Genomic DNA, 14,598 nt, shown 5'->3' with positions numbered 1-14,598 from the left:
TTTATTATCCTCCAAAAGCATCCTTCATCCTTTGAAAAAATGATTTTGACTCTGAGGTATCTTCACCTTCCAGCTTTTTAAATTCTCTTAGCAACTCTTTCTGTCTTTCTGTCAATTTTTTTGGAACTTCTATATAAACTTCCACGATCTGGTCACCGCGTCCTCTTCCGTTTATATGAGGTATTCCTTTACCTCTTAATCTAAACTTGGTACCAGTCTGTGTGCCCTCAGGAATTTTGTAACTAACCGTACCATCTAAGGTAGGAACTTTTATTTCCGCTCCCAAAGCAGCATCAGCAAAACTTATAGGCATTTTTAAAAGCACGTTATATCCATCTCTTGTAAATAAGTGATGAGGTTTAACGTGTATTACAATATATAAGTCTCCTCTTGGTCCACCTCTTAATCCTGGTTCTCCCTCTCCTCTTAAAGTAAGCATCTGTCCATCGTCAATACCAGCTGGTATGTTAACCTTAATTTTTCTTCTCTTTCTAATCCTGCCTGAACCGACGCATTTAGGACAAGGGTCAGTAATAACTTTTCCTTCTCCATGGCACCTATGGCAAGTCCTAATATTTACAATTCTACCAAAAGGCGTATTTTGTGCAGTTCTCACTTCTCCCGTCCCATGGCAAACAGGACAAGTTTCTGGTTTTGTCCCAGGCTTTGCTCCTGTTCCTTTACACATGTCACACTCTTCAAATCGCTCTACTTCTATCTCTTTTTCCACGCCAAAAGCTGCTTCCTCAAATGTCAATGTAAGGTCGTACCTTATGTCGCTTCCTTTTTGAGGCCCAGTCTCTGTCTTTCTTCTTCCGGTACCAAAGAAATCGCTAAATATATCTCCAAAGATATCACCAAAACCGCCAAAGCCTCCAAAGTCAAAACCGCCTTCTCCAAAACCTCCTTGGCCGAATCCACCTTGGCCAAAACCGCCTTGTTCAAAAGCTGCACTGCCAAATTGGTCGTACTGTGCTCTTTTTTGAGGGTCAGAAAGAATTTCGTATGCTTCGTTTATTTCTTTGAACTTTTGTTCTGCTTCTTTATCTCCTGGGTTTAAATCAGGGTGGTATTTCTTAGCAAGTCTTCTGTAAGCTCTTTTGATTTCCTCTTCTGTTGCATTTCTGTCCACCCCTAATATTTCGTACAGGTCTTTTTTGACCACATTTTCACCTGCCTTTCATTACGTAAATGAGAACCAGGAAAAACCTGGTTCTTTATTACTTGTTATCATCCTCCACTTTGTAATCAGCTTCGTACACATTGCCTTGTGTTGTACCTTGACCTGCATTAGAAGAACCGCTGTACGTTCCTCCTGCCTGCTGATATATTCTTGAAGATACTTTATAGAAGGCTTGAGAAAGTTTTTCTGAAGCATTTTTGATTTCCTCAATGTTATTTCCTTCAAGAGCTTTTCTGACATTTTCTATTTCTTTATTAATCTCATCTTTCTCAGCTTGCGTCATCTTATCCCCAAGGTCTTTCATCGTCTTTTCAGCCTGATAGATGAGAGAGTCAGCTTTGTTTCTTATTTCGATTTCTTCTCTCTTCTTTCTATCTTGTTCTTCGTATTGTTTAGCCTCATTAACCATTCTTTGTATCTCTTCTTCTGACAAATTAGTTGTAGAAGTAATAGTTATATCCTGAGATTTGCCAGTACCCAAGTCTTTTGCAGAAACATGTACTATTCCATTAGCATCTATGTCAAAAGTAACTTCAATTTGTGGCACTCCTCTTGGAGCCGGTGGAATCCCTGACAATATGAATCTTCCAAGGGTTTTGTTGTCTTTTGCCATAGGTCTTTCTCCCTGCAGTACATGTATCTCCACAGAAGTCTGACCATCTGCAGCAGTCGTAAATATCTGGCTCTTTCTTGTAGGTATAGTAGTATTTCTTTCGATGATTTTAGTGAACACACCACCTAACGTCTCTATTCCCAGTGACAAAGGTGTTACATCCAGCAGCAAAATATCTTTTACTTCTCCAGACAAAACTGCTGCCTGTATAGCTGCACCTATAGCCACTGCCTCATCTGGATTAATACCTTTATGAGGCTCTTTCCCCATTATCCTCTTTACTGTCTCTTGAACCAAAGGTACTCTTGTAGAACCTCCAATGAGGATTACTTTATCTATATCAGAAGGTTTTAGTCCTGCATCGCTCAAAGCTTGATTGACAGGTCCAACAGTTGACTCCACAAGGTCAGAAATTAACTCTTCAAATTTTGCCCTTGTGAGATTAACATCTATATGTTTTGGACCTGTGGCATCTGCAGTGATGAAAGGCAAGTTTATGTTAGTTACTGTAGCAGAAGACAATTCTATCTTAGCCTTTTCAGCTGCATCTTTTAGTCTCTGCAATGCCATCCTGTCATTTCTTAAGTCAATTCCATATTCTTTTTTGAAGTTGTCAGCAAGCCAATCTATTATCCTTTGGTCGAAGTCATCCCCACCCAAATGGTTATTGCCACTTGTAGCCAAAACTTCAAATACTCCATCTCCTATTTCCAAGATGGAAACGTCAAATGTTCCACCACCTAAATCATACACCATTATTTTTTGGTTGCCTTCTTTGTCAAGTCCATATGCTAAAGCCGCTGCTGTAGGTTCATTTATTATCCTTAAAACTTCAAGACCTGCGATTCTACCTGCATCCTTTGTAGCCTGCCTTTGACTGTCATTGAAATAAGCAGGGACAGTGATAACAGCCTGTGTCACTTTTTCACCAAGGTATGCTTCTGCATCCGCTTTTAATTTCTGCAAAATCATAGCAGAAATCTCTTGAGGTGTATACTCTTTGTTGTCAATTTTTACTTTGTAGTCAGTTCCCATATGCCTTTTTATAGACATTACAGTCCTTTCAGGATTTACAATTGCTTGCCTTTTTGCAACCTGTCCTACTAACCTTTCGCCTTCCTTTGTAAAAGCAACAACTGAAGGAGTAGTACGTGCTCCTTCTGCATTAGGTATAACTACTGGTTGTCCTCCTTCCATAACAGCAACACATGAGAAAGTAGTTCCAAGGTCAATTCCTATAACTTTTCCCATATTCTCCATCCTCCTTTTCATTTTGCTACTTTAACTAAACTTGGTCTTATTACTTTATCTTTTAGAAAATAGCCTTTTTGAAATACCTCTACAATTTCATTAGGTTGCTTACCTTCCACTTCTTCTTGCATCACAGCATGATGCTTATAAGGGTCAAAAATCTGACCCTCTGCTTCTATTTCTTTTACTCCAAATTTATCTAATATTTTTTTAAACTGTCTGTAAATTAATTCTATCCCTTCTTTTAAAGAATTATAATCTCCTTCACTGGACAAAGCTCTTTCAAAATTATCTATGACAGGCAAAAGTTCCACAATTACAGTTTCCTGCCCATATTCTATCATTTCGGATTTTTCTTTTTCTGTCCTTTTTCTGTAATTTTCAAATTCTGCCTTTAATCTTTGAGCAATGTCAAGATATTCTTTTGCTTCATTTTCTTTTTCTTGTAACTTTTTCTTTAATTCTTCAACATCTTCCTTTTGTTCTATAATTTCTTCTTTTGGCTGTTCCTTTTGCTGAATCTCTTGTTCTGAAGGTGGTCCCTCCATTTGTTCGTTTACTGCTTCTAAAACCTTAGAAGCTTGATAATCCTCCTTATTGACCTCCTCCTTTTTAACTTCTTTATCAATTCCTTGCACTCGTATCACCTCATATTTCATCTTTGTATATATTTGACAAAATATTTGAAAGCTCTTTTGTCATCATATTGATTTCATTAATCAATTTCTGATAATCCATCCGTGTAGGACCTATAATTCCTATGGTTCCAGCTACCCGTCCATTGATTTTGTAAGTAGTCTTTATAACGCTCAAGTCCTTCATCTCTTCAAACTTGTTTTCTCTCCCTATTCTGACGTCAATAAAGTCTACTTCAGGTTCTAATACTTTGTTTAATAGAGATTTATTATCTAAAAGGTTGAAGAAGTTTTTTGCCTTCCCCAAGTCCTTATATTCAGGAAAATCTAAAATATGTGATGTTCCATCTGCATAGATGTCTGTTTCCTGCAATTGTTTTAAGCTTAAAAGGATAGTTTTTATAAGCTCATCAGCAATAAAAGCGACTTCTCCTAACATCTGTCTTATGTCATTTTGCAAAAACTCAAATATATCTTTTTCGCTCTTACCCGCAATTTTATCATTGAGCAAGTTATTCAAAAACTCAAAGAGATTTCTGTCTATATTTTGGCAGAAGTTTAAGAGATAATTTTTCACAATTCCCGTATCTGTCACCAAGAGAAAAATCATTTTGTTAGAAGCTACCGGTATCAATTGTATTCTCTTTATTTTATCAGGATTAAGTTTTGGCATTTTAGCTACAGTTGTATGTCGAGTGATGTTAGCCAAAATCTTTGCATACTTCTTTATAATTTCATCAAATTCCACAATCACTTCTTCGTGAGTAGGAGGAGTTCTTACAGGAGTCCTATCTACATAATTTTCAAGAATGCTATCAACATAAAATCTATACCCTTTATCTGAGGGTATCCTTCCAGCTGAAGTATGAGGTTGCTCTAAATATCCCATTTCTTCTAAATCAGCCATTTCATTCCTTATCGTAGCTGAGCTCAAACCCATATTGTACTTTTTGGCTATCGTCCTGGACCCAATTGGTTCTGCCGTCATTATATAATCAGTAATAATCGCATACAGTATTTTCCTTTTCCTGTTATCTAACGGCATTTTCACCACCCCGTATTTTTGTTAGCACTCAACGAAGTTGAGTGCTAATTCATGCTTTTAAAATACCACTATTATAATTTTTTGTCAATACTCATTTAGGGTAGAAATTCTTCAAAAACAATGTTAGAGACATCTATGCCGCGTTTAGTAAGTCTTACACACATATTATCAACTTCAATTAATCCTTCTTTATTATATTTTTGTATTACCTCTTTGTATACATCAAACAAGCTCACACCAAACCTTTTGTAAAAATCTTTATCACATACCCCTTTCATCATCCTTAAACCTAAAAACATGAACTCTGCCATTTCATCTTGTTTTGTCAATACTGTTTTATTTGCAGTAGCATCGCCTTTTTCGTTTATATGTTTTATATAGTCTTCTATTCTTTCAATATTATTATACCGTATATTCTCCATGTAAGAATGAGCTCCCGCCCCAAATCCTAAATAATGCCCACAGCTCCAATAAAGCATATTGTGGCGGCATTGAAAAGAAGGTAATGCAAAATTAGAAATTTCATAATGAATGTAACCTGTTTTCTCTAAAAATTCAATCGCCCAATGGTACATGTCAATCTCAATATCTTCTTCTACAGTTGGCAATTTTCCCTCTGTGTAAAGTTTATAAAAAAGAGTGTTAGGCTCTAAAATAAGACTGTAGGTAGAAATATGAGAAGGCTGTAATTTTACTGCCTCTTCCAAAGTGTTTTTCCATTCTTCCATCGTCTGTGTTGGAAGAGCATATATTAAATCTATATTTATGTTGTCAAAGTACTTTTTCGCCAATTCATAGTTTTGCAAAAACTCTTCCTTTGTGTGGATTCTCCCTATAATCTTTAAAAGACGATTTTGAAAAGCTTGAAGCCCTATACTCACTCGGTTTATTCCACTACTTTTGTAAATTTTTAATTTTCCCTCTGTGATAAGACCAGGATTCATTTCAATAGTAATTTCACAGTTTTCAACTAATCGGAAGTTTCGAAAAACAGCATTTAATATTTTTTCAATGTACGAAGGAGGCAAAAGGTTAGGTGTACCCCCTCCGATATACACTGAAACAATACTGTAATCCCTTGTAGAATTTAAAGCTATTTCTTTTAACAGTGCCTCTATATAACTGTCAAAAAGGTGATCAGAACCAGCATATGAATTAAAATCGCAATAATAACACTTTCTTTTACAAAAAGGAATGTGCACATATATCCCTATCGCTTTCATTTTTCATCATCTAACTTCAATATTGACATAAAAGCTTCTTGAGGTATTTCCACACTTCCAACCTGTCTCATGCGCTTTTTACCTTCTTTTTGTTTCTCCAAAAGTTTTTTCTTTCTTGTCACATCGCCACCATAACATTTAGCAAGGACATTCTTCCTTAAGGCTTTAACGGTTTCCCTTGCAATGATTTTAGAACCTATTGCTGCTTGTATTGGGATTTCAAATAAATGCCTTGGAATATTTTCTTTTAACTTTTCCACAATTCGACGTGCTTTTTCGTACGCCTTGTCTTTGTGGACTATCATAGATAACGCATCAACTATTTCCCCATTTATTAAAATATCAAGTTTTACTAAATTGGATTCTTTGTATCCCTTAAGGTCATAATCAAAAGAAGCGTAACCTTTTGTTCGCGATTTTAAAGCGTCAAAAAAGTCATATATTATCTCATTAAGAGGCATTTCATATTTTAAAAGGACGCGAGTTTTTTCCAGGTACTCCATACCTAAATATACTCCACGCCTCTCTTGGCAAAGCTCCAAAATAGGTCCTACATATTCAGATGGAGTCATGATGGTAGCCTCCACTATCGGTTCTTCAATATGGTCTATTTGAGTAGGAGGAGGCATTTTAGTAGGATTGTCCAAATCCATGACTTCTCCATTAGTTTTATAAACTTTGTAAATTACGCTGGGAGCAGTTGTTACAAGGTTTAAATTGTATTCTCTTTCCAATCTTTCTTGGACTATCTCCATGTGTAAAAGACCCAAAAAACCGCATCTAAACCCAAATCCTAACGCCGCAGAAGTATCTGGCTCAAATATCAAAGAAGCATCATTTAGTTGAAGTTTTTCCAAAGCTTCTTTTAGGTTTTCATAGTCCTGTCCGTCAGCTGGATATATTCCACAAAAAACCATAGGCACTACTTCTTTATAACCCGGCAATGGAGAATCGGCAGGATTGTCTGCATCTGTTATAGTATCTCCCACCCGCGTATCTTTGACATTTTTTATGCTGGCAGCGATGTATCCCACTTCTCCCGCTTTAAGTTCATCAACAGGATAGAGATTGGGCTTAAACATTCCTACTTCTGTCACTTCAAAAACTTTTCCTGTTGAAAACATCTTTATCCTCATACCCGGCTTCACGCGTCCATCTACTAATCTTACAAAACTTATTGCCCCTTTGTAATTGTCATAAAAAGAGTCAAAAATAAGTGCTTTCAAGGGCTTGTTTTCATCTCCCATTGGAGGAGGAATTCTATTTACAATCGCTTCTAAAACCTCGTCTATTCCTATGCCTTCTTTAGCAGAAGTAAGCAAAGCATCTTCTGCCTCAATTCCTATTACATCTTCAATTTCTCTTTTGACAAGTTCAGGGTCTGCTGAAGGCAAATCTATTTTATTTATGACAGGAATTATCTCTAAATCATGTTCTAATGCCATGTACACATTGGCAAGGGTTTGCGCTTCAATGCCTTGCGTAGCGTCTACCACAAGAAGGGCTCCCTCACAAGCAGCAATACTTCTTGATACTTCATAGGTAAAATCTACATGCCCCGGTGTATCAATAAGATTGAGTTCGTATTCATTGCCGTCTTTGGCTTTGTAAATCATTCTTACTGGTTTGAGCTTTATGGTAATTCCTCTTTCTCTTTCTAATTCCAGATTATCTAAAATCTGTTTGTCGGCTTCTCTCTCTGTTAAAAAACCCGTCCTTTCGATGAGTCTATCCGCAAGAGTAGATTTACCGTGGTCTATGTGAGCAATTATGCAAAAGTTTCTAATATACTGCATTCTATCCGACATTTTTTACCTCCTCTAAAAACAAAGACTTAAAACCTATTTTGTGAAAAAACTTTTAACTGGTCCAGTATTTTGCCTATATCAATAGCTGTCTCTTTCCCAAAAAATTTGAAATTAACATTTTGGTCTTGTCGATAAATTCCAAATATATTTACTTTTTTAACCCCTATTGCAATTTCATTAAAAGAGGAATCTGCCATTATAAGCCCAGCTATCATAATAACAATGTACAACAAAAAAGCAAATATTACAAGCCTTCTCTTTCTAATTTCTTTTTTCCTCTCTTTTGTCCTTTTAAGCCTCATCAATTATCTCCCTTTCAAACTATCGTAAATTTGTTCTATTTCTTCAACCATTTTTTTACAACTATATTTTTCAGCAGAATTTTTCCCTTTCAAGCTCAATCTTTTTCTCAATTCTTCATCTGTTAAAAGCCGCTGTATAGCTTTTGCCAACTCTATATGATTTCCTTTTTCCACTAAAATTCCGTTAATACCATCTTCTATTATTTCGGAGATACCTCCGACCTTGGTAGCTACAACGGGTATCCCCTCATTAAGAGCTTCAATCACAGAAATTCCAAATCCTTCTTCATGGGATGGAAGTACAAATACATCCAAATTCCTCAAAAAAGCTGGAATATCACGCCTATATCCTAATAAAAAGAACTTGTCTTTCAAATTTAAACCTTCAATCATTTTTTGTAGCTCTTCTTTAAAAGGGCCATCTCCCGCTATTACAAAATAAGCATTAATATTTTTTAAAATAGAGGCGGCTTTTATTAAATCCTGTACTCCCTTTGCAGGAATAAGCCTTGCAATGCTTCCTACAACAAATGAATTTTCAGGCAAATTAAGCTCTTTTCTTAAATCAAAACTTGTTTCATCATAAAAAGTCGTATCTATGCAATTATACACCACTTTTATTTTGTTTTTATCTACATTTTGGTTCAAAATCAAATCATTTTTTAAAGCATTAGAAACAGCAATAAACTGAGAAGTTTTTTTGTCTAAAATTTTTGATAACCCCAATATGAGCTTCTTTTTATATAAATTCATATTGTTGTAATTGAGAAAGTTATGCACTGTCACTACTGATTTAACAGGTTTATTATAGCAGGCAATTCTTCCCACTAAAGAAGCTTTTGCTCCGTGCATGTGAACTATATCTGGCTTAAATTCAGATACTATTTTGCGTATAGATTTAATCGCCTTATAATCTTTTTTAAAGTTAATCCCATCATCAATATCCACTTCAAAAACTTGAATTCCCAATCCTTTTAGGTACTCCTGCGTTTCTTGGTCAAAGGAACAGAAAATGGCTATTTGGTATTTTTCTTTATCTAAAAGCCTCACCAATGACAAGAGGTGTTTTTTCATGCCCCCTTCTGACCTTCTTATAATATGCAAGACCTTTGTTTTACTCATAAAACCACCTTTTTAACATACTTCATCAATAACAAAATGTATTAGCATTGGACCCATAAACACCATCATTGTGGCAGCAGTCACTATGCCTGAATCATTAAATATTAAAGCAAAAATACTTCCGATAATCGTTGAAACAAAACATATTTGAATGTATTTGTGCTTTTTAAAAATTTCACTCAACACCCCAACTGGTTTAAAGAAAAGCCCCATCAAAACAATTATAAGTGTTAGCAATACTCTTGACCAGATGGAATATTTTATAAGTTTATAATTCATCAAAAGCTTTCTCTCAAAAATCTGCAACAAAGGCTTTATGCCGTGACTTTTCACTAAAGCAAAGGTTTGTCCTATGTGGGTTTGCTGTGAAACCGGCCTTAAAGAATCCAAATAAAACAATCCTAATAACATCAAAATTATGCCGATTCCAATGTACAACAAATTTTTTACATTTATTTTTTTACCAGAAAGTAGAAGTATGGCTACTGCAAACCCTCCAAAAGCTGCAATTCCTCCTCCTACATTTGTGCCCAAGCTGGGAGCTGCTATAAAATAAAATACCAATGCATATATAATCGCAGTCAAAACAAAAAGTAGCTTTCTATTGTTGAAAATCTCAAAAGCCATTGTAGTAAAGCACAGCGTAGCCCCTATCAATGTTCCCATGTATTCATTTCCAATGCCGTAAAATCGAGCTCCTCCTATAGCATCATAACTCAAAAAGGAATTTTTTAACAAATACTGCCCTGTCGCAAGGTCTACTAATAAAACAATTGTAGTAATCAAACTTATTATAGCATAAAAGTAATAGCTGTAAGGACTAACCTCATAAACTGCTATAATTGCAACCGCTGTTAGGAAAAACACTCCCACTATGCTGTTTGAAATGCTAGTGTAATTAAAAAGCGGTAATAGCAAAAACGTCAGTGGAATGGAAGATACAAAAAACAGCAATGGCTTCATATAAACAGAATATTTTTTCAAAAATATTAAAGTAATCAAGGATAAAATCAATATTATTATTTGCAAAGCTACATATGTTTTCAAAAAAGGAGGCCTATAAGTGTAGTTATAAACTAACTTATAATTCTCTTCAAGAAGCTTATTCACATCACCTTTATGACCGGAATTGTAAAGAGGGTGTCCTGTTAAATAGGCAGGAATTGGTATATTAAAATATTTCAAAATTGTAGGCATTACATCAATATTTGTCACAATGCCGTCTCTTTTAGTAGTTTCAGAAGTAACGTACCCACTAGTAAAACCAGGACCAAAAAGTATTATTGGCGTTAGATAATTTTTTTCGCTCATATCTTTTGAAGGAGGCATTGGAGTCAAAACAATGTACAACGTACCTGGGTTTCCTTCCCTTATGACCCTCCCTATAAATTCATCAGCATTTTCAAGAGCTCTTTTTTTATTCCTGCGGTTGACTTCATCAGATGCGTATCTTTGGTAATCGTTTGCCCTTGATGTATCTCCTAATTGAAATATGGTCAAATCAGGTTTTTTCTCCATTTCCATATACTTTTGATAGAGGACGTCATAATCTGTCATAATCCCAAAAGGGCTTAGAAGGTCTTTTTTTAAAATATTCTCACTTACATCTCCAAAGTCAATAATTCCTCTTTCATCCATTGCTATAAGTGGAGCACATCTCTTTTGGTCTTTGTCAGTATCTTCATTGCCAAAAACAGCCACACTCCGCCCGTTTTCCTTAAGAAGTTTACCCAACAACCCAGGGACTACAATATGATTGCTTGTTAAATTATTTCTCTGAATCTGTGCAATATCCAAATTTACAATGTTTTCTTCTTTGGGTTTAATGCCTGAATTTCTTTCAAAAATTACAGATGCGGGCTCTCCATTTACAATTTCATATGCATTAAAATTAGCAGAAGCAGCCTCAGACCCAACAGCTCTTGTCCCACAACCTATTGTCATATATACATTTTCAGGGGTTCTTCCGCCGTCAGAATTTACAGTCATAATGCCGTATGTACCATTTTCCATCAGATATTTTATATTTGGAAGGTCGTAACTCACATAATCTTTTAAATTAACTCTGTCTATGATAAAAATTACTATCTTTCTATCTTTCATGCTATTAACTTGTCCATAAGAAACACTACTTAAGACAATAAAAAATACTGTAAACAATCCCAGTAACCTTGCTAAAAATTTCATAAAAAACCTCCTATTAAATCGTAATTACAGTATTTTATTTTACCCTTTTTTATGATTAATATCAACAATCTTAACAAAAAAGCAGCATCATACTGCATTCGGACTGTAAACAAAGTCATTTTCAAGAAGTCTCTGCTTTTATGCACAAGGTGCATCGCGGAAGTATCGGAGACGGCTTGGCGAAGTTTTGGAAAAGCAGCTTCCCATGAGCAGTCTTAAAAAAGGTTTGTCAACAAACTAAAAGCAGTATTATACTGCTTTTAGTTTGAATAGCCTTCTTCATTTATCACTTCACTTATTGCTTTCGCAAGGTATTTAGTTGTAGCAATTGCTTCTTCTAATGTATTGTAATTGCTGCCCAATTCTATAAGTATAGCTTTTTCAAGAAGGTGTTGATTATATTCACTATAAGGTTTTACCTGAACTCCTAAGGATAATCCTGGATAAAGTTTATTTAATCTATCGCTTATTTTTTTGGCAAACTCGTAGTTTTTTCTCCAGTCTTCCTTCATTTCCGGCGTCCTTCTTGACCCGATTATAAAAGAGACCTTTGCTACTTTTTCTCCGTTAATCTCTGTTACATATTTTTTTCTAAAATCTTGATTTGGCAATTTACTCAAAACAGGTATGCTATCTACTCCTGGCATCATGACAGCACCATATCCATCCCTATGCAAATCAATAGTAACTTTAATGGAAGGATGTTCTTTAAGAATTTTACTCACTGTAGCCAAAGAATTGACGTAGGACTTATCATAATTATAATCATTAATAGTTTTGTCGTGCAATACTGGTATACCCTCTCTTATGAGATATTCTGCAAGATAGTCTCCCACTTTGGCTACTGTATAATTTAAGTCATTAGTTCTGTCGTAGCCGTATTTCGCCTCATACTTATTTTTTTCTGTTGCCGCATATGATTCCATTGTATGGGTGTGGTATATTAAAAGATAAGGTTGATCAAAATTTTTGTTTTCCAAAACAGTTTGCGCTTCATTGTCTTGTTGCTTCTTAATTTCTTCTGTAACTTTTTCTTTCTCTTCCTTTTCTTCCTCCGACACACTATTTTGAGAATTTTCTATTACTATATTGAGATTTTTATTTTCTTTTACCTCAATCTGTGCTAAAACAGGTATTTGAAACTTCAATATATTAATCGGATTTTTTACTTTTGCGTTTAAAAAAGAAGAAAAAGTCAAATCTTTTCCTGTATATCCCTGAGATGTAAACGCTATATCTATCGCTGGAATCGCGTAATTTATAGCAGTTACAAAAATGCTGTCCATCTTATCATATTCTTCAGAAAAAGAATCTCCAATAACTTGTTTAGAATCTATTATGCAAGTTTTTGTCAGCCAATTGTATGTAAAAAGATTTATTAGCACCAAAACCAAAAACATTATTTTGTTTATTTTAGAATAACTGTAATATCTGTACAACAAAAAGCACCCCTCTTTAGTTTTCTATATTAATACATATTCTAAAGAAGGGTGCTTTATACTTAGTGTTTAATGCAGCAGTTGATTCATTTCTTTTTCTGTAAGACCGGGTTGGAGGGCAAGATTTATCCCTCTGGAAATAACTGAAGATATATTTTTTACCAGTGAATCTATTTCTTTAGGGGTGACCATAAGGTTATGCACATAGGGGGTCAACACTTCTTGTATGAGACTGTATTTTTCTTGTTGACTCATGTTTTTAAGTACTGCATAAAAAGAACTCTCTTCTTTTGTCTGTTTTAGCAACTCTTCTGTCAAATATTCTATAGTGTCATTAGCTATTGTCACTGCATCCACTACCGTAGGAACACCTATTGCTATAACAGGTACTCCTAAACTTCGTTGAGTAATAGAGAGCCTTTTATTACCTACTCCTGAACCCGGACTTATTCCAGCATTTGAAATCTGTATTGTAGTAGACAGCCTCTCCAACTTTCTTGAAGCCAAAGCATCAATTGTAATTATTAAATCAGGTTTTATTCTATCAACTACTCCTTTTAAAATTTCTGCTGTTTCAATTCCTGTTATGCCGAGTACTCCTGGGGAAATCGCACTAACAGAACGAATTTCCTCTCCAAATTGCTGCGGTGCGTATTCTTTTAAATGCCTTGTCACTACAATATTAGAAACAACACGGGGCCCCAATGCATCGGGAGTGACATTCCAATTTCCTAAACCTACTACTAACACTTTTGTATGAGGAGCTAAGTTAGCTATTTCCTTTATTATATCAGCCAGTACTTTAGCGACCTCTTCTTCTAAATCCAAGTCTCTTTCAAGTAGCCCGGGGGCTTCAATTGTTATATAATCCCCCACAGGCTTTCCCATTGCTCTTTCTCCCTCTTCATTTAAAATCCTAACCTTTGTCACTTTTACTCCATTAAAGCGATTTTCTTCTACACTTACCCCCGGAATTTCACCGCCTTTGTAAAGTTCCCTGGCCTCTACAGCAAGGTCTGTCCTTATATTAAACACTTAAATCACCTCAACTCAGTCGGTACAAACGCATCTACCAGCCCTATCACAAAAGCGGCAATGAGAGAACCAACTATTGTCGCATGAATGGTAGGAACTATAAATTGCGAAACATATATCACTACCGCTGCAACAATAAACCCTACAAAGCCTCGGCTTCTTGGTGAAATATCCTTTCCTAATATCAACTCAACAATATACCCCAATAACGCTATTACCACCGCAGAAATGAGAGCTCCCCAAAAGCCTGCAACACTAAAGCCAGGTACAAGATATCCGACCACCAATAGCACAATCGCTGATACAATAAAACGTATAATGGTTTGTAACATCAAATCACCTCCTCTAATTATAATGAACAAATTGACAAATTTTATACCTATGTGGTAAAGTAAAAAATGTATTAATCCTTGAAAAACTATTTCTTTCGTGGTAAAATTAAATTCGATTGATTGAGGAGGTGAAACTTTTGGCAAACATAAAATCTGCTAAAAAGAGAATTTCAGTAATTGCAAGAAAGACTTTACGCAATAAAATGATAAAATCCAGAGTTAAAACTGCAATTTCAAAATTTCAAAAAAGCTTAGCAACGGGAAATATAGATACGATAAAAGAAAGATTAAGACTTGCTGTAAAAGAGTTGGACAAGGCCGCAACAAAAGGAGTACTTCACAGAAACACAGTAGCAAGAAAAAAATCCAGACTTTATGCCAAATTTAATGCCCTCATCAAATCTACAGCCAGTAATGAATAAA

General features: G+C 35.3%; 13 protein-coding genes. 1 reads left to right on the top strand and 12 read right to left on the bottom strand.

Features of this window, described 5'->3' with window-relative positions; genetic code table 11:
• Positions 1-4: 4 nt before the first annotated feature.
• From dnaJ to TKV_RS04720, 12 genes are all read right to left on the bottom strand, one after another.
• Positions 5-1,165 (bottom strand): molecular chaperone DnaJ, encoded by a 1,161-nt coding sequence (gene dnaJ, locus TKV_RS04775; RefSeq protein ID WP_049684965.1) that lies wholly within the window; start codon positions 1,163-1,165, stop codon positions 5-7.
• A gap of 55 nt (positions 1,166-1,220) precedes the next feature.
• Complete coding sequence (gene dnaK / locus TKV_RS04770; RefSeq protein ID WP_049684964.1) at positions 1,221-3,047, bottom strand: molecular chaperone DnaK; 1,827 nt, start codon at positions 3,045-3,047, stop codon at positions 1,221-1,223.
• 17 nt (positions 3,048-3,064) lie between these two features.
• A complete protein-coding gene (gene grpE, locus TKV_RS04765) occupies positions 3,065-3,706 on the bottom strand; it encodes a nucleotide exchange factor GrpE (RefSeq protein ID WP_049684963.1) in 642 nt (213 codons plus the stop codon).
• A complete protein-coding gene (hrcA, locus tag TKV_RS04760; RefSeq protein ID WP_049684962.1) occupies positions 3,696-4,727 on the bottom strand; it encodes a heat-inducible transcriptional repressor HrcA in 1,032 nt (343 codons plus the stop codon). Before hrcA ends, grpE begins: the two co-directional genes overlap by 11 nt.
• A 95-nt stretch (positions 4,728-4,822) precedes the next feature.
• Entirely contained in the window at positions 4,823-5,950 is a 1,128-nt protein-coding gene (gene hemW / locus TKV_RS04755) for a radical SAM family heme chaperone HemW (RefSeq protein ID WP_049684961.1), read from the bottom strand.
• Positions 5,947-7,758 carry a translation elongation factor 4 gene (gene lepA / locus TKV_RS04750; protein WP_049684960.1) on the bottom strand — a complete coding sequence of 604 codons (1,812 nt, stop codon included), beginning with the start codon at positions 7,756-7,758 and terminating at the stop codon, positions 5,947-5,949. The genes hemW and lepA overlap by 4 nt, the downstream gene beginning before the upstream one ends.
• Positions 7,759-7,784: 26 nt before the next feature.
• Entirely contained in the window at positions 7,785-8,060 is a 276-nt protein-coding gene (locus tag TKV_RS04745) for a hypothetical protein (RefSeq protein ID WP_049684959.1), read from the bottom strand.
• Positions 8,061-8,063: 3 nt separating this feature from the next.
• Positions 8,064-9,182: a glycosyltransferase family 4 protein gene (locus TKV_RS04740; RefSeq protein WP_049684958.1), complete on the bottom strand. Its 1,119-nt coding sequence runs from the start codon at positions 9,180-9,182 to the stop codon at positions 8,064-8,066.
• A 12-nt stretch (positions 9,183-9,194) separates the two neighbouring features.
• Positions 9,195-11,369, bottom strand: coding sequence for an alkaline phosphatase family protein (locus TKV_RS04735; RefSeq protein ID WP_049684957.1), 2,175 nt, complete (start codon positions 11,367-11,369; stop codon positions 9,195-9,197).
• 260 nt (positions 11,370-11,629) lie between these two features.
• Positions 11,630-12,808, bottom strand: coding sequence for a stage II sporulation protein P (gene spoIIP, locus TKV_RS04730; RefSeq protein WP_049686210.1), 1,179 nt, complete (start codon positions 12,806-12,808; stop codon positions 11,630-11,632).
• A gap of 69 nt (positions 12,809-12,877) precedes the next feature.
• A complete protein-coding gene (gene gpr / locus TKV_RS04725; protein ID WP_049684956.1) occupies positions 12,878-13,843 on the bottom strand; it encodes a GPR endopeptidase in 966 nt (321 codons plus the stop codon).
• Positions 13,844-13,848: 5 nt separating this feature from the next.
• The gene (locus TKV_RS04720) at positions 13,849-14,175 is read right to left on the bottom strand and encodes a phage holin family protein (protein WP_049684955.1); all 327 of its coding nucleotides are present in this window, start codon (positions 14,173-14,175) and stop codon (positions 13,849-13,851) included.
• Between the two features lie 137 nt (positions 14,176-14,312).
• Here TKV_RS04720 and rpsT point away from each other — a divergent pair, with 137 nt between their 5' ends.
• Positions 14,313-14,597 (top strand): 30S ribosomal protein S20, encoded by a 285-nt coding sequence (gene rpsT, locus TKV_RS04715; protein ID WP_049684954.1) that lies wholly within the window; start codon positions 14,313-14,315, stop codon positions 14,595-14,597.
• Position 14,598: the final 1 nt, after the last annotated feature.

This window comes from Thermoanaerobacter kivui (assembly GCF_000763575.1).
Classification (GTDB): Bacteria; Bacillota; Thermoanaerobacteria; order Thermoanaerobacterales; family Thermoanaerobacteraceae; genus Thermoanaerobacter; species Thermoanaerobacter kivui.
Note: the sequence above shows the minus strand (reverse complement) of the source record. Positions and strands in the feature narration are given on the sequence as shown.